Source organism: Pseudomonas algeriensis (assembly GCF_048847255.1).
Taxonomy (GTDB): Bacteria; Pseudomonadota; Gammaproteobacteria; order Pseudomonadales; family Pseudomonadaceae; genus Aquipseudomonas.
Genome location: NZ_JBKKRK010000012.1, coordinates 1 through 17,511 on the forward strand (window position 1 = coordinate 1; position 17,511 = coordinate 17,511).

Here is a 17,511-nt window from a genome sequence, read left to right on the forward strand (position 1 = left end):
TTATCCCCGCTGGGCTGCGAAGCGGCCCTAATACCAGGCGCCTCGGTGTGCCAGACAGATTGAGTTGACTGTGTTTGGGGCTGCTTCGCAGCCCAGCGGGGATAAATCCCCTCGCCACAAAGGCATCAATCACCCGACTTCACTATAAAAAAGACAATCGGAGACACGCCATCATGGCCTTGGATTTAATCGTCGTTCTCATCTACGCCACCGGCATGATCGCCCTCGGCTGGTACGGCATGCGCCGCGCCAAGACCCGTGACGACTACCTCGTCGCCGGACGCAACCTCGGCCCAGGCTTCTACCTGGGCACCATGGCCGCCACCGTGCTCGGCGGCGCATCGACCATCGGCACCGTGCGCTTGGGCTATGTCCATGGCATTTCCGGATTCTGGCTGTGCGGCGCCATCGGCCTGGGCATCGTCGGGCTGAGCCTGTTTCTCGCCAAGCCGTTGCTCAAGCTCAAGATCTATACCGTGACCCAAGTGCTAGAGCGCCGTTACAACCCGGCTGCACGCCATGCCAGCGCATTGATCATGCTGGTCTACGCGCTGATGATCGGCGCCACCTCGACCATCGCCATCGGCACGGTCATGCAGGTGCTGTTCGGCCTGCCCTTCTGGGTTTCGATCCTGGTGGGCGGCGGCGTGGTGGTGCTGTATTCAACCATTGGCGGGATGTGGTCGCTGACCCTGACCGACATCGTGCAATTCCTGATCATGACCATCGGCCTGGTGTTCTTGCTGATGCCCCTGTCCATCAGTGACGCGGGTGGCTGGAACGCGATGGTGGCGGCCTTGCCGGCGCGCTATTTCGATTTCACGGCCATTGGCTGGGACACCATCATCACGTACTTCCTGATCTACTTCTTCGGCATCTTCATCGGCCAGGACATCTGGCAGCGGGTGTTCACCGCCCGCAGCGAAGGCGTGGCAAAAGTCGCCGGCACCGCCGCCGGCCTGTATTGCGTGCTCTACGGCCTGGCCGGTGCGCTGATCGGCATGGCCGCCAAGGTGCTGCTGCCGGACCTGGAAAACGTCAACAACGCCTTCGCCAGCGTGGTGCAACACAGCTTGCCCAACGGGATACGCGGCCTGGTGATCGCCGCGGCCCTCGCGGCGCTGATGTCCACTGCGGCGGCGGGTCTGTTGGCGGCCTCCACCACCGTGGTCCAGGACCTGCTGCCGCGTCTGCGCCAGGGTCGTGAAAGCGGCAACGGCGACGTCCATGAAAATCGCATCGCAACCCTGCTACTGGGCGCCGTGGTCCTGGCGATCGCCCTGGTGGTGAGCGACGTGATCAGCGCCCTGACCCTGGCCTACAACCTGCTGGTGGGCGGCATGCTGGTCCCGCTGATAGGCGCCATCTACTGGAAACGCGCTACCACGGCCGGCGCGATTACCAGCATGTCGCTGGGCTTCGTGACCGCGCTGTTCTTCATGGTCAAGGATGGCCTGGACGCGAATACGCCGATCTACTACAGCCTGAGCGTGGCGTTGGTGAGTTTCGTGGTGGTCAGCCTGCTTTCGCCACGGTCGAATGTGGTGCCAAAGGCGGCTTGATCGTCAACTCTCGGCAAGAAGAGATTCCTGTGGGAGCGAGCTTGCTCGCGATGACGGCGGTACATTCAACATGGATGCATGCCGGTCACCGCTATCGCGAGCAAGCTCCCTCCCACAGGTTCTGTCTTTAAGAAATAAAAAGATCGCAGCTGCGGGCCATCTCGACTGAAATGGTCCGCAGCTGCGATCTCTCCAAATCCGGCGGTTTTACCGGCGGCGCGGCTGGCGGCGGCGTTGCTCATCGTCAGTGCGGATCGGTATCGGCTGCATGGGCGGCTCGATCAGGCCGAGCGCGACACCCAAGTCGTGAAGCCAGTTCTGGATTTTCTCTTTCATCGTGGTGCCCCCTCAGGTGGTGCGAGCGGCAGATTTCTGTGGCCCCTTCGCACTGATAATAGTCCGAAGTCCTACGCAATGCTCGTTACAGATTGCAATGATCTGTTACTGAATTGATCCGAATCCCAGGCTGTGAGTTCAAGCCGATTGCGCCGTGATCATTGGCGCCCGCGGCCACGCTTGTTGTTGCATCTCGATCCAGGCGTTCAGGTTGGCTCCGACCATGCCTTTACGCCACATCAACCACGTTGTCGCATTCGCAAATGGCTCGGCCAGTGGATGGACCATCACACGCTCGCGCCCCGGCAGGCTGGCGAGCATCGACTCGGACATCAGCGCCACCCCGGACCCGGCGATGACACACGCCAGCATCCCCTGGTACGACTCGATCTCCATCGCCCGACCCATGGTTGCATGATCATGGGCAAACCAGGCCTCCAGGCGCATCCGGTACGAACAGCCCCGGCGAAAGGTGAACACTGCGCGGCCTTGCACGTCCAGCGCACTGCGTACCGGTGCGTGGTCAGCCTCGGTGATCAGCACCAGCCGCTCGTCGCACAACGGCACGCCATCGAGCCCCGCCAGTTCCAGCGGGCCGTCCACCAGCGCCGCGTCGAGGCGATTGGTGAGCAGGCCTTCAAGCAATTCGCCACTCGGCCCCGATTGCACTTGCAGGTTCACCGCCGGGTAGGCCCGGTGATAAGCCGCCAGCAGATCAGGCAAATGCGTCGCTGCCGTGCTGTACATGGTGCCGAGCAGGAAATCCCCGGCCGGCTGACCGCCCTGCACTGCCGCGTGGGCTTCGTCATGCAGGGCAAACAGCTTGGTCGCATAGTCCAACAGGACTTTTCCCGCAGGCGACAATTGCAAACGCTGACGCTCTCTTAGGAAAAGATCCACGCCCAACTGCTCTTCGAGCTGTTTGAGCCGCGTCGACAAGTTCGACGGCACCCGATGCAAGCGCTCGGCAGCCCGGGTGATCGAACCTTCCTCGGCCACGGCCTGGAAAATCCTAAGTTGGCTGAACTCCATGACCTTCTCCAAAAAAGAACAAGTTACTCACTATTATTCATTTTTAATGAAAGTCAATCAGTCCTAGCCTGACGGTCATTCGCCTCAGCGCTGGAGTACGACCATGTCGCCCTTGATTCGCCTGCTCGCCAGTTTCATTGCCCTGATGATGGCCATGGGCATTGGCCGCTTCGCCCTCACGCCGCAGTTACCTCATTTGATCGGCGAAGGTCAGGTGGACTTGACCGCCGCCGGTCTGATCGCCGCTGCCAACTACCTCGGTTATCTGCTCGGCGCGCTCGACGCCATGTTCGCCCGGCGTCCGGAACAGGTGCAGCGACGGTTGCTCGGCGGCCTGTGGCTGTGCGTGCTGCTAACCCTGGCGTCGTTCTGGGCCTGGGGCTTCTGGCCGCACCTGGCGTTGCGCTTCGGCACGGGCGTGGCGAGCGCCTGGGTGATGGTGATGATTACCGCCCTGAGCCAACCCTTGGCTGCGGCGACGGGCCGGCCACGGCTGGGCGCACTGGTATTCGCCGGACCTGGTTTGGGCATTTTTCTTACAGGCTTGCTGGCGCTTGGCTCGAACCTGTTGGGCCAGACATCCGACGTCTTGTGGCTGGTGTACGCCGGGGCGGCGCTGTTGATGTTGCTGGTGATCCTGCCGGTCCTGCCGAAACCCGTGCCTGCGGCTACCGTTGCAGCGCCCACCGCCGTGGCCAGCAACCGCGGCATCGCCCGGCTCTGCGTGGTTTATGCCTTGTATGGCGTGGGCTACATCATTCCGGCGACCTTCCTGTCGCAGATGGCTTCCGCCCAGTTCCACGGGCAATGGCAGGCAGACCTGTTCTGGCCTTGCTTCGGCCTGGCCGCCGCCATCGGCGTGTTGTTGGTGAGCCTGCGCCGGCCCAACCCGAACACCACCAGCCGCTGGTTGATGGCGACCTTGTGGCTGCAAGCCGCTGGCGTATTTGCCTGCCTGCTGGGCAGCGGCGCGGGATTGGCGCTGGGCGTGATCCTGTGTGGCACGCCGTTCCTGGCTTGCATGCAATTGATGGTGTTGCGTTCCCGAGAACTGGCGCCCCATGCCATCCAGCGCAACATCGGGTTGCTGACCGCCTGCTTCGCCATCGGCCAGCTCAGCGGACCGTTGCTGGCGGCGCTGAGCAGCCATTTCAGCGGCGGCTTGCAACCCGCACTGATCATTGCCGGCAGCGGCCTGGTGCTGGCGGGCGGCCTGTTGCTGCGGCCCGCCAACCGAGGCGCGGCGGAGCGTTGCGCCCAGACCGTCCCGCGTTGATCAGGCCTGGCCGGCCGGGTTCAGCGATGTGTTCAGGTGTGGGAAAGGTTGGCGTCGCGCCAAGGCGAAATACAACACCCCGCCGAGGAAACAACCGGTGAACCAGGCGAAATTGGCCATCGGTTGCAGGAACGGCGTGAACGTGATCGCCACGCCCATCAGCGTCGCCGGGATCAACGCCTTCACCGCCGTCCAGTTGACTCCCCCGCTGTAGTAATAACGCCCAGTCGGGCCGTCGTTGAACAGCGCATCGACGTCGATCTGCTGCTTCTTGATCAGGTAGTAATCCACCAGCAGGATGCCAAACAGCGGGCCGATAAACGCTGCCAGCACATCCAGCGTGTAGTGGATCACTTCAGGGTTGTTGAACAGGTTCCACGGCGTGATGAAAATCGAGGCCACCGCTGCAATCATGCCGCCGGCGCGCCAGCTGATCTTGCTCGGCGCGACGTTGGCGAAGTCGAACGCCGGGGACACGAAATTGGCGACGATGTTGATGCCAATGGTCGCGGTGACGAAAGCAAAAGCCCCCAGCAGGACGGCGACGTTGTTGTCGATGCGCGCCACGGTGGCGATCGGGTCGTGGAGCATCTCACCGAACACCGGCAACGTGCCGGAAACGATCACCACGGTCACCAGCGAGAACGCCAGGAAATTCACCGGCAGCCCCCAGAAATTACCGCGACGCACGTCAGACATGCTCCGGCAGTACCGGCTGAAATCACCGAAATTCAAGGTTGGGCCGGAAAAGTACGACACAACCAGGGCCGTTGCCACGATCACCTGGCCGAATGCCTGCCAGCCGGACAGCGATTTTTCCGCCAAGGTAAAACTGATGTTGCTCCAGCCGGCCTTCCAGACGATCCAGCCGGCCAGCAGGAACATCACGGCATACACCACCGGCCCGGCCCAGTCGATGAAGCGACGGATCGACTCCATGCCCGTCCAGAACACCAGCGCCTGAACAAACCACAGCCCAAGGAAACCGAACCATCCCAGGTAGGACAACCCTGCAAAATGTGGCGTCGCGTAGACTTCCATCGAAGGAAAAAACCGCAGGACCACGATGATCAGAGCGCTGGACGCCAGGTACGTCTGGATCCCATACCAAGCCACGGCGATCAGCCCACGAATGACCGCCGGGATGTTCGCCCCGAACACGCCGAACGCCAGCCTGCAAATGACCGGATAAGGCACCGCCGCTTGCTGGCTCGGCTTGGCGACCAGGTTGGCGATCAACTGCACGATACAAATCCCGCCGAGCAAGGCAATCAGCACCTGCCAACTCGCCAGGCCCAAGGCGAACAGGCTGGCAGCAAACACATAACCGCCGACGCTGTGCACATCACTCATCCAGAACGCGAAGATGTTGTACCAATTCCATTTCTGCGGCAGCGGGCCCAGGTCTTCGTTATAGAGGCGGGGGCTGTAGCCGTTGGGCAATTGCTCGGACATTGCGGGGCTCCTTTGGGTGCCGCCGTGCCCCCGAGTTTGATTGTCCACCACACTGCGCACGGGAGCCGGCGTGGTTTGTATACGGGTTGCTACGCAGAATGCGTGCCATGGATGGTGGATACGAGACAAACCGCGCTTTTCAGCGCAGGTAAAAATGGAACGAACACAACAGAACGCCCACGAACGGGGCGCGGGTGCATGGTTAAGGTGCAAGGATTTTTGTATACAGCGAAGATTTGTGGCGAGGGGATTTATCCCCGCTGGGCTGCGGAGCAGCCCCAAAAATAACCACTCAATCTGGCAGGTACACCGAGGCGTTCGAATCAGGGCTGCTTCGCAGCCCAGCGGGGATAAATCCCCTCGCCACAGGATGACCTAGCCAACGGTGGTTTGCTCGGCCTAACGATCAAGTCAGCTCAATACGATCTGCATGAATGACAATCTGCCCATCCTTGTACAGCGCACCGATGGCCTTTTTGAAGTTGCCCTTGCTCACACCAAACATACTGGTGATCAGCGCCGGATCGCTCTTGTCGCTCACCGCGAGCGTGCCGTTGTTCTCACGCAACTTGGCAAGAATCTTGGCGTTGAGGCTGGTCGCCGCTTCCTGGCCCACCGGCTGCAAGCTCAGGCTGATCTTGCCGTCCGGACGGACTTCCTTGATAAAGCCCTTTTCCTGTTTGCCGGCGCGCATGAACTTGAAGATTTCGTTCTTGTGGATCAAGCCCCAGTGCTTGTTATTGATGATTGCCTTGAAGCCCATGTCGGTGGCTTCGGCGACCAGCAAATCCACTTCCTGACCAGGCGTGTAGTTGGCCGGGGTCTTGTCCAGATAACGATCCAGGCGTGCCGTCGCGGTGATGCGGCGGGTGTGCTTGTCCAGATAGACGTGGACCACGCAGTACTCGCCGGCGGTCAGCTGGCGTTTCTCTTCGGAATACGGCAACAGCAAATCCTTGGGCAGGCCCCAGTCCAGGAACACGCCGATGCTGTTGACTTCAACCACTTTCAGACTGGCGAATTCGCCCACCTGGACTTTTGGTTTTTCTGTCGTAGCGATCAGTTTGTCGTCGCTGTCCAGATAAATGAAAACATTGAGCCAGTCTTCATCTTCGCTGGGAATATCCTTGGGGATATAACGGTTGGGCAGCAGGATCTCACCGTCCGCACCGCCGTCCAGATATAAACCGAAGTTAGTATGTTTAACCACTTGCAAACTGTTGTAGCGCCCGACTAAAGCCATTTCCAAATACCCTCGTTACGTGGGCGGCATTCTACCCGGTTTTGGCGTGCGATTCGTCGCCGCCAGCATCGATCGGCGTGCGCCCCTTGATTTTTCTGGCTTTTTGGCCCGCAGGCGGCCATTCGTCAGAAGACACTGGGTTTGAATCGCCCCGCTTACGTTTTAAATTTCAAGACACGTTGTTATTTAAAACAGTGGCTTAGGTCAATACACAGGCATGAGTCGGTCGATATTCCAGCCCTACTGCAAATAATTCAGGGGGATATTTGCCAAGCAATTGTCAAGTATTTCCTGTACGATGCCTGGCCCAATTAATTATCCATAGGTTAATGGCCGTCATGCGCGTAAAAGCATCCAACAGCAAAGCAAAGCCAGCTCCAGCCGTTGAAACCAGCGAGTCGATCAACGACCAAATCGCTGCGTTCCTCAAGTCCGGCGGTGAAATCCAGCAGATTGCCAAAGGTGTCAGCGGCCAGACATTCGGCCCGTCCAAGCAGATCAGCCTGGGCAAAAAGTAATCCCCGCGTCACCTGGTCCCAAAGCGCTTTGAATCTCGAAGCGCTTGGACTGGAACCCCTCTCTCAGTCCCCTTCCCCGCAAAAATCGACGAACGGCCATCTCGGTCGAGCATTCGCCGGTATGCTTGCACCTCTCTAGCTCAAGCGTTTCAGCTTGGTTACGGTTCCCTGCTCCTCGCTATTAATGGAGTGAAGCATTGCGCATTCCTGTTGTCCTGCTGACGTTCAGTCTGCTCGCTTGCCCTGCTTCTTATGGGCAGGTGTTTCAGCGTGAGCTCGGTGACTTCGACCTTAAACTCGGCACCACACCCAGCCGCAGCATGGCACAGGGCCTCGTCACGCCGTCGAGCACCGGCTCGTTCCATGGCGGCCTGGACCTGAGCCATGACAGCGGCTGGTACGTCGGACAATGGTCACCCAGCGCCGGTTTCTCCGCTGACCTGGAAGTCGATTCCTACATGGGTTTCAAACAGCCCTTCGACCAGACCTTGGGTTACGAAGTCGGCCTGATCCATTACAGCTACCCCACCGTCGATACCGTCGACAGCCAGGAATTCTATGGCGGCCTGACCATTCTAGGTAGCCGCTTCGGTGCTGCCTTGAGCAACGACCCGGACAAACAGAACAGCACCCTGTTCGCCGACCTCGGTGGCAACGTGCCCTTCGGCATCGGCATCAGCGCCAAGTACACCACCCACCAGCTTAATACCCCGGTCTCGGTGGAGAATGGTTACGTAGGCAGTTTCAGCGACTGGTCGTTGAAAATATCCCGTCCCTGGAAAGGCATCGACCTGGACCTGATCTACAGCGACTCAAGCCTCAGCGGCAGCAGTTGCTCGGCCTATTCCGGGCACAACAGCGAATGCGACAGCCTGCTGACCCTGAAGATGGCCCATCCTTTTTACTAAGCGTTACTTATTCGTTCGGCTGAACTGCCACGCGCCTGCCATGCTCAAACAAATCACCTCCGCCTTCGCAAGGACCCGCTCATGTCGCGCTGGTTAACACGCACCGCCATGTTCATCGCCCTGCTGCTGACACTCACCGCTTGCAGCCGTGTCGGCCTGGCCTACCGCAACCTCGACCTGATCATTCCCTGGACCCTCAACGATTACCTGGAGATCAACGGCGAGCAAAAGGACTGGTTCGACGATCGCCTCAAGGAACACCTGAGCTGGCACTGCACCACGCAACTGCCGGGCTATCTCGATTGGCTGGACCGCCTGAAGACCATGGTGCAAACCAACGCGGTAACCGACGAAGCCCTGCAGCAACGCACCCGCGAAGCCAAGGCCGCCATCGCCGAAACCGCCCGGGCAATCACCCCGTCGGCCATCGAACTGCTGCAAGGCCTGAGCGACGAACAAGTCGCCGACATGGACGCCGCGTTCGTCAAGGATCAACAAAAGCGTCAGCGCGAATACCTCAAGCCGACGTTGCAGCAGCAGATCCAGGAACGTGCCGAGCGCATGGAGAAACGGCTCAACGACTGGATCGGCCCGCTCAACGACGCCCAGCGCCAGCGTGTGATGGCTTGGTCTACCGCTCTTGGCGATCAAAACCAGCAATGGATCGCCAACCGCGCCCACTGGCAAAACCAGTTCAGCGAGGCCGTCGCCCAACGCCAAAGCCCCGACTTCCCGAAACGCATCGAGCAACTGCTGGTAAACCGCGAGAGCCTGTGGACGCCCGCTTATCGCGAGGCCTACAACAAAACCGAAGCCCAGGCCCGCAGCCTGTTGGTGGACCTGATGGCCGACAGCACCCCGGCGCAGCGTGAACGGCTATTGCAGAAAATCGACGGCGTAAAGAAGGATTTCAGTGATCTGAAATGCTTGAAGGCAGCACGCTCGTAAAACCACTGTGATCCATGTGGAAGATCCAATGTGGGAGCGAGCTTGCTCGCGATAGCGGCCTGACATTCAACAGGTGTTTTGCCTGTTTAATCGCCATCGCGAGCAAGCTCGCTCCCATACGGTTCAGTGCCAGCCTTTCAGGCAATCTGCGCCTTCGAAGCCAAATCATCAAAGGTAAACTCATCCAGCGCATCTTCCTGTTCATCCAGCACCTGACGCGGATGATCATTGCCCGGAATACTGCTGTCGATCAGGCTCAACAACCGCGAGCCGCGAGGCGTCAGCACGAAGTTTTCGCCATTGCCGCCCTCTTCCTCCGGCCGAGGCTCGATATACCCACGCTCCAGCAGTAATTTTTCGTACTCTCCGGCGACCGCTTTCAGATGATCAAGGTTCTCGATTTCCTCGCCCTGAGCCGCCTTTTCCGCCGCGTGCTGCTCCGCGTAGGGCCGAGGGGTAAAACTGTGGCCGGCGCCGTTCTGCACTTCGTGCAGCAACCGTTCGATCAAGTCCCAGTTATAAGTCGTCATCCTGGTCCATCCTCTAATGCTTAAAGAGTGAGATGCCTACTTAAAGTGTGACCGAGGCGGTTCAGCGCCGTTCAGCTTGGTTTTCCAACGGATCCACCAGCCAACCGACCAACGGTGTGTCGAAACCGTGGCCGCCCAAACGACTAGGCATTGCAAACGTCGATAATTGAATCCCTGAGGAGAAGCCCCATGAACATCGAGCACCCTCCGGTCGTCTCGCGGGAAGCCTGGCTCGCCGCCCACCGCGAACACTTGGCCCACGAAAAAGCCTTCACCCGTGAACGAGACAAACTCAGCGCCGAACGCCGCGCCCTGCCCTGGGTAAAAATCGACAAACCCTACCGCTTCCAAGGCCCCCAAGGCGAATTGAGCCTCGCCGACCTGTTCGGCGGCCGCAGCCAACTGATCATCTACCACTTCATGTTCGGCCCCGGCTGGACCGAAGGCTGCCAAGGCTGCTCGTTCCTGTCCGACCACATCGACGGCGCCAACCAACACCTGGCCCACCACGACGTGGCGGTGGTGGCCGTCTCCCGCGCCCCCTTCGCCGAATTCCAACCCTTCAAACGCCGCATGGGCTGGGCCTTCGACTAGGTCTCGTCGCAAGGCTGCGACTTCAACTACGACTTCGGCGTCAGCTTCAAAGCCGAAGACACCGCCGCCGGAACAGCCACCTACAACTACGAAAAAACCGACACCACCGAAGGCGAACTCCCAGGCCTGAGCGTCTTCTATCGCAACGAAGCCGGCGACATCTTCCACACCTACTCCACCTACGCGCGCGGCCTCGACATCCTGGTCGGCACCTACAACTACCTCGACCTCACGCCCAAGGGCCGCAATGAAGACGAGATCATGGATTGGGTTCGGCATCATGATAAGTATGAAGAGGCCAAGCCGCGTGGTTGCTGCCACAGCTGATGCGCCAAGCAGCCCAGTCGAGCGACGTGGCGAGGGAGCTTGCTCCCGCTCGGCTGCGTAGCGGTCGCCTTCTGTGTCCGCGGGCACCAACAGGATGGCTCAGGCGAAAGCGAGCTTCTTAACTACAACAAATCAATGTGCTGACGAGCCACCCAGAGATCGTAAGCATCCTGCATCGCCAGCCAACTCTCCGGCGAGCGGCCAAATACTACAGACAGCCGCATCGCCATTTCGGGCGACACGGGGCTAGTGCCCTTCAAGACACCGTTCAGTGCCGAGGGGGCTACATCGAGTTTTACTGCCAGCTCACGGCTGCTGATGCCGTTGGGCTCTAGATAAGTCTCAGTAATGAACACCCCGGGATGGGGAGGGTTGTGCATGTTAATCAGCTCGGCGCGGTGGAAGAAGTCCTCGTCTAGCGGAGGTATATCGCTGGTATCGATATCCGAGTCGTTCATCTTGAGCAGGCGCTCCCAATCGGTTTTCGATGTTTCCGACATAACGTATGCCTTCTATTTAGTAGCTATCGGGTGGAGACATGCAGACCTCATCGCCTCGCCGTTCGGTGTAGCCCACCACGCCAACCACATACTGATCAGACCAATGGTTCGACGCGGCGCACCTTTGACCAAAGAGACTACTGTCGAAACCGTCCTTCTGAAATCAGACGCGTCCCGTATAGAAGTACGAAGGATCCCGCTCGAAGGTTGAAACTTCCTACAAACGGACAGATGACAAAACAGCTCGTAAATGGAAGAAACGAGGACTTATCCGCATCCCAACGGACGCTAAGAGGCCAAGCCCTGCGGCCACTGATGCGGATAAGCACAATCTAGCCGAGCACCGCCCCGTGGCGAGGGAGCTTGCTCCCGCTCGACTGCGCAGCAGTCGCTTGCTTTAAGCCGACAAATGCCAGGCCAAACGTCCTACATAAAGCTCAGAAAGCGGCGTCTTGTGGCTCCGGAGTGGACCAGCTTATAGTCCCTCGTCGCCCAAAAAGGCGACCGGGTTTGGCGACCCGAATAAACAGAGAGACTCATCAACTTCCGAGGCTCTTGCTATGACTAGATTCATGCCCATCACTGGCGTCGACTGCACGCCCGCCACCCTGCTCATCGACACCGAAGCCCCACTCGACGTCCTCTTCGAAACCGCCGACTACCGCATCCGCACCGTGACCCAACTGCTGGAAAACATCGCGTTTCGTTCGGATATCAGCTCCGATACGGTTGTGCTTTCGGACTTTTGCAAAATGCTGACGATAGCGTTGCGTGATGGGTGTGACGTGCTGGATGTAATTGGGAGACGGTTGCGGGCGCAAGCTGCTGAGTGACGAAAACGGGCGACCTTTGGGTCGCCGTTTTCACATGTGCGGAAAGCTAAACAAAACCAGGGACACAGATAACGTAGTCTGTCCCCGGTTCTGCTTAGCTCCATCTGTGCTCTCATTTAAGGTTTGTATTGTCTGGTCCTGAAACGGCTGTAAACCTATTTCAGGACTAGACATCCTTTTAAGGACAAGCCAACACTTAACGACCTACAAAATTAGACGGAATCGCTGCTTGCTTAAATAAATAAACCTTCTCAACAGGGCAATCGGGATAGATCCATTTGGCCCAGTTCTTAATCAGCCATTCCCTTGAAATCTCTCGGGTATCTGAAAAACGACTTTCAAGAGGTAGGCGCACCACCAAAAGCCCCGCCTTATTACCGGACGCAACGGCAATAGAATGCCCGTACTGGTCGTCCGGAATATCAACGACCATGAAATCTACGATCTCCTCATACGGCCATTTAGCAGGGAGTCGGAATATCTGCCCACGAGTTATCGCTGGAGCCAGACTATCGACTAATTTGATACCTTTCATTATTTAACCCTCAAATCATGCCCACCAGATGTGTCCTTTGAATTAGGAACAGCAACCAAATCAAAATAATATTCGCCAATGTGTTTTCCTGTTTTGCCGTGCACCTGCTCCAACCTGCCAGGAAAAACGGGGACGGAAAAACGGGGACAGACCCTGAGGGATCCCCGAATTTTCTTATAGAAAATCAAGAAGTTGGAATATTGAAGAGACCTGCATGAGTCGGCAACTTGGTTTGCACCACGCAAAAACAAGATCCCGAACCCATGCAGGCCATCCGATTTTTACACAGAGCGCTCGCTCAAGCACTTCCCTCTGTCCATTCCCGTCGTCTGACTACGTTGATGAGTTGTGTTAGTTCATTGCTGCAAGGCCGTCGTCTGACGCTGACAGGACTAGGGCGGTCGATGCCAGGCCGGGCTTACCCCAAACATGCCATCAAGCGAGTAGATCGATTGCTGGGTAATCAGCACCTCAGAGCAGAGCGCCCACTGTTCTACTGGGTGATGTTACGAGCGTTGCTGGGCTCGCTAAAACATCCATTGATTTTGGTCGACTGGTCTCGAATTGACGCCCCAGGAGACGCGTTCTTGTTGAGAGCAGCGATTCCGTTGGCCGGACGCTCATTTCCCATTTATGAAAGTGTGCATGAGCGTGAGAGTTGCCCGAGATACCAAAAACGATTGCTCAACACACTGGCTGAACTACTGCCTGACGGCTGTATTCCCATCTTGGTAACTGACGCGGGTTTTCGGCGTCCATGGATGAAGGCGGTGGCAGCACAGGGCTGGTATTACGTAGCTCGCATACGAAATCGTGAGCTTTATCGCACTGGTGGCGCTGACTGGCAACCCGTGAAAAGCCTATATGCTCTGGCCACTTCATCACCCAGATCGTTGGGCCATGTCGAGATGACCCGTAGCGCTCCCCATTTCATCGACTTGTATTGTGTCCGGCACTCAGCCAAAGGACGAAAGCATCAACGCGTCACAGGCTCAATCGCCAAAAGCAAGCTCAGTCGACAGTCCGCCAGGCGTGAACGTGAACCTTGGTTGCTGGCGAGCAATCTGGAGCACAGTGAGTGGAATCCGGCGAAAATCGTCGCGATTTATAAAAGGCGCATGCAGATCGAAGAAGGCTTCCGGGATGTAAAAAGTGAGCACTTGGGGTTGGGGCTGAACCTGCATAGAAGTCATTGCCCTCGGCGCATTGAGGCGCTGCTGTTGATTGCGGCTCTGGCCAACTACCTCATCTTCCTGACAGGGCTACAGGCCCGTGAAAGCAAATTGGAACAGCGTTATCAAAGCAACAGCCTAAAAGATAGACGGGTGCTTTCGTTGTGGCGCTTGGGACTGGAGTATTGGCGTTGCTGTACGGACTTTGGCGGACGAGAGCATTTAGAAAAGCTCGAGCAGGCCCTGCGTGACGAGGTGCATTATCAGGCGCAGAGCCTGGCGTAGATTTATGGGGATCCCTCAGGGACAGACCACGTTTTCCTGCTATCGGGGAAACGCACATATAACGTGGTCTGTCCCCCGATTCTGCTGCCTGTCCCCGATTCTGCCTCGGTTCTTGCCCTTTTGGACCAGCACGAAGCCGGTGTTTGATTATTCGAAACCTCTACACATTAAGTACACCTACTAAAAGCCAAGCGCAGGGCCGCACCTATATCAGAAGGGCTACTACCGCTGGGGATAGTGACATACTTACTCTCACTTATACCCTTGCCGCTCCAAGCCTCTAGCTTTTCGTGATGGCTGGGGCGAATAGTGATCTGATCGCTCTTATTTTCGATACTGCACTTCCTCATATCTTTAAATAATGCACGCTTAGTCTTGTAGCCATAGCGTTCCAAAGTGCTGCCAGCCCACTGATCATATCGTTGATTGGTCAGATTGTAATCGTAGAGCTCCATATCAAAAGTAGCTTCAGGATGAATCCAAACATCCTTACGCGGCTCGGGAAGCACAAATCGGCTATGAGCCAAGGCGTCAAGCACAGCAAGGCCTAGCTCTTTATCGGCAGCGTCAGGGCTGAAAAAATGCTCTACACCTTGTGGGTCTGCTTGGCTACTTCGATATCCAGAAAAAGTTTTTATGGAAATGAAATTTTTATTCATTTTCGCATCTGCCCAAGCTGTTTTTACGACATCACTCATCTTAATCTACCTTGGTAATTTTCACCGTAACGCCTTTGCTCTGACCATACTCAACAGCTCTATTAATTTGATCCCATTGAGCACTCGTCGTAGCCTTTGGAACTGCCACTTGCAATTCACGACTAGTAATTTGACTAGAGGATACTGTTACGTCCTTCAAACCGTACTCAGTAAACCCTGCGGCGGTATCAATATTTCCCTTGAGCGATGAATAAACCTGACTTGGATTGGCAATTTTAACCGCAGTGGTCGTATAGACAAAAAGAGACAAAAAGGGGACGGATTTATTTTCCAGTCTTCACCCTTGGCCGCCCCTGACCTCGTTGTTCTACCCGGATACCAACTATCCGCTCTACCTCATCAACGAAGCGTCCCGTCCCAGTCAACTGGCCTCGCTGCAACGCATCACGGATCAAACGGACCTGCTCTGCAGGTATGGCCTCGCACACGAAAGCCTCATACCTACGACGCCGCTCCAAAGCTGTAGCGCCCAGAGCAACGAAGCAGGGATCGACATCCAGCCATTCGCTGTCAGGCCCATCACCCACCCTGCTTCTGTAGCTCGACCAAAGGTAGTCCGCCACATCGGCCACCATTTGAGCGCGTACGGGATTCAATTCAATGTAACGACAACAGGCAAGGAGATAGGCATCTGATTGCACCACGCTGGATTTGTAACGACTTTCCCATAGCGTACCGGAGCGCCCTTCGAGTCGATTGCGGTAACGCGTGGCTCGCGCCGCTAAAGCCTTCATCATCTGTCCCAATCCAGCGATGGACTCACCCGGAGCCAGTAACAGATGAACATGATTGGTCATCAAACAATAGGCGTAGACCCTGACCCCAAACGCGTCCTTGAGCTCGCGCAGATCCGTCAGGTAGCGTTGATAATCCTCGGGGACCGCAAAAACTACCTGACGGTTGTGACCGCGTTGCACGATATGGTGTGGGTAATTCGGCAAAACAATACGTCCCATCCTGGGCATATTTGACCTCTCCTCCGTGGAAGCTTCCAGCGTAGCAAAGGCTTAGAAAATAAATCTGTCCCCTTTTCCTTCCTTTTCCTTGACCCCAAACGCGTCCTTGAGCTCGCGCAGATCCGTCAGGTAGCGTTGATAATCCTCGGGGACCGCAAAAACTACCTGACGGTTGTGACCGCGTTGCACGATATGGTGTGGGTAATGCGGCAAAACAATACGTCCCATCCTGGGCATATTTGACCTCTCTTCCGTGGAAGCTTTCAGCGTAGCAAAGGCTCAGAAAATAAATCTGCCCCCTTTTTCCTGACAAAAAATGAATCTGTACCCTTTTTCCTGATTACCGAATCCGTACCGTGACCCAAGTGCTGGAAAATATCGCATTTCGTTCGGGGACCAGCTCCGATACGGTGGTGCTTTCTGATTTTTGCAAACTGCTGACGATATCGCTGCGCGATGGATGTGACGTGATGGATGTGATTGGGAGGCGATTGCGGGCGCAGGTAGTGGAGTAAATCAATGGCGGGCGATCTATGGGGTCGCCCGTTCGTATGTTGGCACTTATCGATACTTTTTGATAAAGACTGGGATTACTACCGGCGAAGCCGATCTGGGAGAACTGATCAAGCCCTCGCTTTTCACCACCGGCACACCTTTGCTTTTGATTGCCTCAAACAAACTCTCGGTGGCTGTCCCGTTTATAAATTCGCCGCCATCGGTAGACACACTCAGCGCTATTTGGCGTCGTTCCTCGGTCAGTTGGAGCTGTTTGGTCCGAAAGAAGTTGTGCAAGGCAATCTTCTGGAGCTTCGAAATTTTCACGTGAACGATTTCTACATACCTAAGTGCTTTGGCATCCCATTCTTGCACATAAAGCCCGTTCGCAGTCAGCGCGTAAGTGCACAAATAGTAAGCGCCCGTATTGGAGCCAGGCGTTGAAATAATCGTTGAGCAACGGCCATGCTGAAGGATCGGGTCCGTCAGCTCGGGAAAATCTTTGACGAGTTGAGCAGGAAATTCCTCACGATCATAGTAGACCGTGGCCTTGCCGTAAGGGGTTGTATTGCAGGCCGATAAGATCATTGTCAGGCTAAGAAAGGCACAAAGATAAAAGTAACGCATAACCCCCCATAAAACTTCATATCGATACGACAGAGTAGAAATAGGCCACGCCCTAGCCGCTCTCAAATCAAGGATAAAGCCAAACTCTTGCCTAACTTTAAGAAGGAGGCAAATCAATTCAGCAGCGATGCGCAACCTTTAATAATGTACCGAACGCCCCGTTCGTCGCCAGAAAAAGTCTGCCCTCTTTTTTGTTTTTCCGACAGTTACTACTTAGATACCACCACCTGATCATCCTTCAAGCTGTACAACCCTTGCAACACCCCTGTCAAACTAGGTAATTCAAAAACACTATCCGAAAAAAATGAAATGGGAAAATCCGAACGAATCTTTTGCAGTTCCGGAGAATAATTCCCCCATATCGGCTCGCTCATTCCATTCCAAAAATTAACGCACTGACCCTCACCAACAAACATAACAGGCTGCAGATGACCAATGGCTGAACCACTGCTCCAATAGATATATCCTATATTTTTTTCACCACAACAGGTTTCAAACCAAGTCCTGACAATGACTTGAAATCCGATATCAATCACATCCTTAGAGCATACAGGACGCACTGTCAGCTCATTTTGGACAGTCTCATCCATAGGAAAATACCAAGCACCATATTCTTCGATATCTAGCGCCGTTAAATCGTACACCTGTTTATCAAGCATA

19 protein-coding genes and 3 pseudogenes are annotated in these 17,511 nt (G+C 56.3%); 9 read left to right on the plus strand and 13 right to left on the minus strand.

Going from position 1 to position 17,511, the window contains the following annotated elements:
• Positions 1 to 173: 173 nt before the first annotated feature.
• Positions 174 to 1,562: a sodium:solute symporter family protein gene (locus tag ACLK1G_RS17875; protein WP_420766637.1), complete on the plus strand. Its 1,389-nt coding sequence runs from the start codon at positions 174 to 176 to the stop codon at positions 1,560 to 1,562.
• Positions 1,563 to 1,769: 207 nt separating this feature from the next.
• On the opposite strand, the gene ACLK1G_RS17880 is transcribed toward ACLK1G_RS17875, so the two are convergent.
• Together ACLK1G_RS17880 and ptrR are read right to left on the minus strand one after the other, a co-directional pair.
• Positions 1,770 to 1,898: a PA1414 family protein gene (locus ACLK1G_RS17880; RefSeq protein ID WP_256222727.1), complete on the minus strand. Its 129-nt coding sequence runs from the start codon at positions 1,896 to 1,898 to the stop codon at positions 1,770 to 1,772.
• Between the two features lie 138 nt (positions 1,899 to 2,036).
• The gene (ptrR, locus tag ACLK1G_RS17885; RefSeq protein WP_420766638.1) at positions 2,037 to 2,930 is read right to left on the minus strand and encodes a putrescine utilization regulator PtrR; all 894 of its coding nucleotides are present in this window, start codon (positions 2,928 to 2,930) and stop codon (positions 2,037 to 2,039) included.
• 103 nt (positions 2,931 to 3,033) lie between these two features.
• Between ptrR and ACLK1G_RS17890 the strand changes: the two genes are divergently transcribed.
• A complete protein-coding gene (locus tag ACLK1G_RS17890) occupies positions 3,034 to 4,206 on the plus strand; it encodes an MFS transporter (protein ID WP_420766639.1) in 1,173 nt (390 codons plus the stop codon).
• On the opposite strand, the gene ACLK1G_RS17895 is transcribed toward ACLK1G_RS17890, so the two are convergent.
• Positions 4,207 to 5,661 carry an NCS1 family nucleobase:cation symporter-1 gene (locus ACLK1G_RS17895; protein WP_420766640.1) on the minus strand — a complete coding sequence of 485 codons (1,455 nt, stop codon included), beginning with the start codon at positions 5,659 to 5,661 and terminating at the stop codon, positions 4,207 to 4,209.
• Positions 5,662 to 6,067: 406 nt separating this feature from the next.
• A complete protein-coding gene (locus ACLK1G_RS17900; RefSeq protein ID WP_420766641.1) occupies positions 6,068 to 6,904 on the minus strand; it encodes a CvfB family protein in 837 nt (278 codons plus the stop codon).
• Positions 6,905 to 7,233: 329 nt separating this feature from the next.
• Here ACLK1G_RS17900 and ACLK1G_RS17905 point away from each other — a divergent pair, with 329 nt between their 5' ends.
• The 3 genes from ACLK1G_RS17905 (at position 7,234) to ACLK1G_RS17915 (ending at position 9,278) form a co-directional block, all read left to right on the plus strand.
• Positions 7,234 to 7,422 (plus strand): hypothetical protein, encoded by a 189-nt coding sequence (locus tag ACLK1G_RS17905; protein WP_018607615.1) that lies wholly within the window; start codon positions 7,234 to 7,236, stop codon positions 7,420 to 7,422.
• 197 nt (positions 7,423 to 7,619) lie between these two features.
• Positions 7,620 to 8,330, plus strand: a complete 711-nt coding sequence (locus ACLK1G_RS17910; RefSeq protein WP_420766642.1) for a TorF family putative porin — start codon at positions 7,620 to 7,622, stop codon at positions 8,328 to 8,330.
• Positions 8,331 to 8,411: 81 nt separating this feature from the next.
• The gene (locus ACLK1G_RS17915; RefSeq protein ID WP_420766643.1) at positions 8,412 to 9,278 is read left to right on the plus strand and encodes a DUF6279 family lipoprotein; all 867 of its coding nucleotides are present in this window, start codon (positions 8,412 to 8,414) and stop codon (positions 9,276 to 9,278) included.
• Between the two features lie 137 nt (positions 9,279 to 9,415).
• Here ACLK1G_RS17915 and ACLK1G_RS17920 read toward each other — a convergent pair whose 3' ends face one another.
• Complete coding sequence (locus ACLK1G_RS17920; RefSeq protein WP_030141150.1) at positions 9,416 to 9,808, minus strand: hypothetical protein; 393 nt, start codon at positions 9,806 to 9,808, stop codon at positions 9,416 to 9,418.
• A gap of 189 nt (positions 9,809 to 9,997) precedes the next feature.
• Between ACLK1G_RS17920 and ACLK1G_RS17925 the strand changes: the two are divergent.
• A pseudogene (locus tag ACLK1G_RS17925) lies at positions 9,998 to 10,729 on the plus strand (DUF899 domain-containing protein).
• A gap of 99 nt (positions 10,730 to 10,828) precedes the next feature.
• Here ACLK1G_RS17925 and ACLK1G_RS17930 read toward each other — a convergent pair.
• Positions 10,829 to 11,109 (minus strand): annotated as a pseudogene (locus ACLK1G_RS17930) (HigA family addiction module antitoxin).
• 680 nt (positions 11,110 to 11,789) lie between these two features.
• On the opposite strand from ACLK1G_RS17930, the gene ACLK1G_RS17935 reads away from it, so the two are divergent.
• Positions 11,790 to 12,062, plus strand: coding sequence for a hypothetical protein (locus ACLK1G_RS17935; RefSeq protein ID WP_420766644.1), 273 nt, complete (start codon positions 11,790 to 11,792; stop codon positions 12,060 to 12,062).
• Positions 12,063 to 12,258: 196 nt separating this feature from the next.
• On the opposite strand, the gene imm45 is transcribed toward ACLK1G_RS17935, so the two are convergent.
• Complete coding sequence (gene imm45, locus ACLK1G_RS17940; RefSeq protein WP_420766645.1) at positions 12,259 to 12,597, minus strand: Imm45 family immunity protein; 339 nt, start codon at positions 12,595 to 12,597, stop codon at positions 12,259 to 12,261.
• A gap of 263 nt (positions 12,598 to 12,860) precedes the next feature.
• Here imm45 and ACLK1G_RS17945 point away from each other — a divergent pair, with 263 nt between their 5' ends.
• Positions 12,861 to 14,054: an IS4 family transposase gene (locus tag ACLK1G_RS17945; RefSeq protein WP_420766646.1), complete on the plus strand. Its 1,194-nt coding sequence runs from the start codon at positions 12,861 to 12,863 to the stop codon at positions 14,052 to 14,054.
• Positions 14,055 to 14,221: 167 nt separating this feature from the next.
• Here the strand turns inward: ACLK1G_RS17945 and ACLK1G_RS17950 are convergent, their stop codons facing one another.
• The 4 genes and pseudogenes from ACLK1G_RS17950 to ACLK1G_RS17965 all read right to left on the minus strand — a co-directional run.
• Positions 14,222 to 14,752 carry a contact-dependent growth inhibition system immunity protein gene (locus tag ACLK1G_RS17950; protein ID WP_420766647.1) on the minus strand — a complete coding sequence of 177 codons (531 nt, stop codon included), beginning with the start codon at positions 14,750 to 14,752 and terminating at the stop codon, positions 14,222 to 14,224.
• Position 14,753: 1 nt separating this feature from the next.
• Positions 14,754 to 15,023 carry an endonuclease toxin domain-containing protein gene (locus tag ACLK1G_RS17955; RefSeq protein WP_420766648.1) on the minus strand — a complete coding sequence of 90 codons (270 nt, stop codon included), beginning with the start codon at positions 15,021 to 15,023 and terminating at the stop codon, positions 14,754 to 14,756.
• Positions 15,024 to 15,036: 13 nt separating this feature from the next.
• Positions 15,037 to 15,738 carry a transposase gene (locus ACLK1G_RS17960; RefSeq protein WP_420766649.1) on the minus strand — a complete coding sequence of 234 codons (702 nt, stop codon included), beginning with the start codon at positions 15,736 to 15,738 and terminating at the stop codon, positions 15,037 to 15,039.
• A gap of 78 nt (positions 15,739 to 15,816) precedes the next feature.
• Positions 15,817 to 15,966 (minus strand): annotated as a pseudogene (locus ACLK1G_RS17965) (transposase); the annotation flags it as partial.
• 119 nt (positions 15,967 to 16,085) lie between these two features.
• Between ACLK1G_RS17965 and ACLK1G_RS17970 the strand changes: the two are divergent.
• Entirely contained in the window at positions 16,086 to 16,244 is a 159-nt protein-coding gene (locus ACLK1G_RS17970) for a hypothetical protein (protein ID WP_420766650.1), read from the plus strand.
• 46 nt (positions 16,245 to 16,290) lie between these two features.
• Here the strand turns inward: ACLK1G_RS17970 and ACLK1G_RS17975 are convergent, their stop codons facing one another.
• Positions 16,291 to 16,851 carry a hypothetical protein gene (locus tag ACLK1G_RS17975; protein WP_420766651.1) on the minus strand — a complete coding sequence of 187 codons (561 nt, stop codon included), beginning with the start codon at positions 16,849 to 16,851 and terminating at the stop codon, positions 16,291 to 16,293.
• Between the two features lie 209 nt (positions 16,852 to 17,060).
• Positions 17,061 to 17,510, minus strand: a complete 450-nt coding sequence (locus ACLK1G_RS17980; RefSeq protein WP_420766652.1) for a hypothetical protein — start codon at positions 17,508 to 17,510, stop codon at positions 17,061 to 17,063.
• Position 17,511 lies beyond the last annotated feature (1 nt).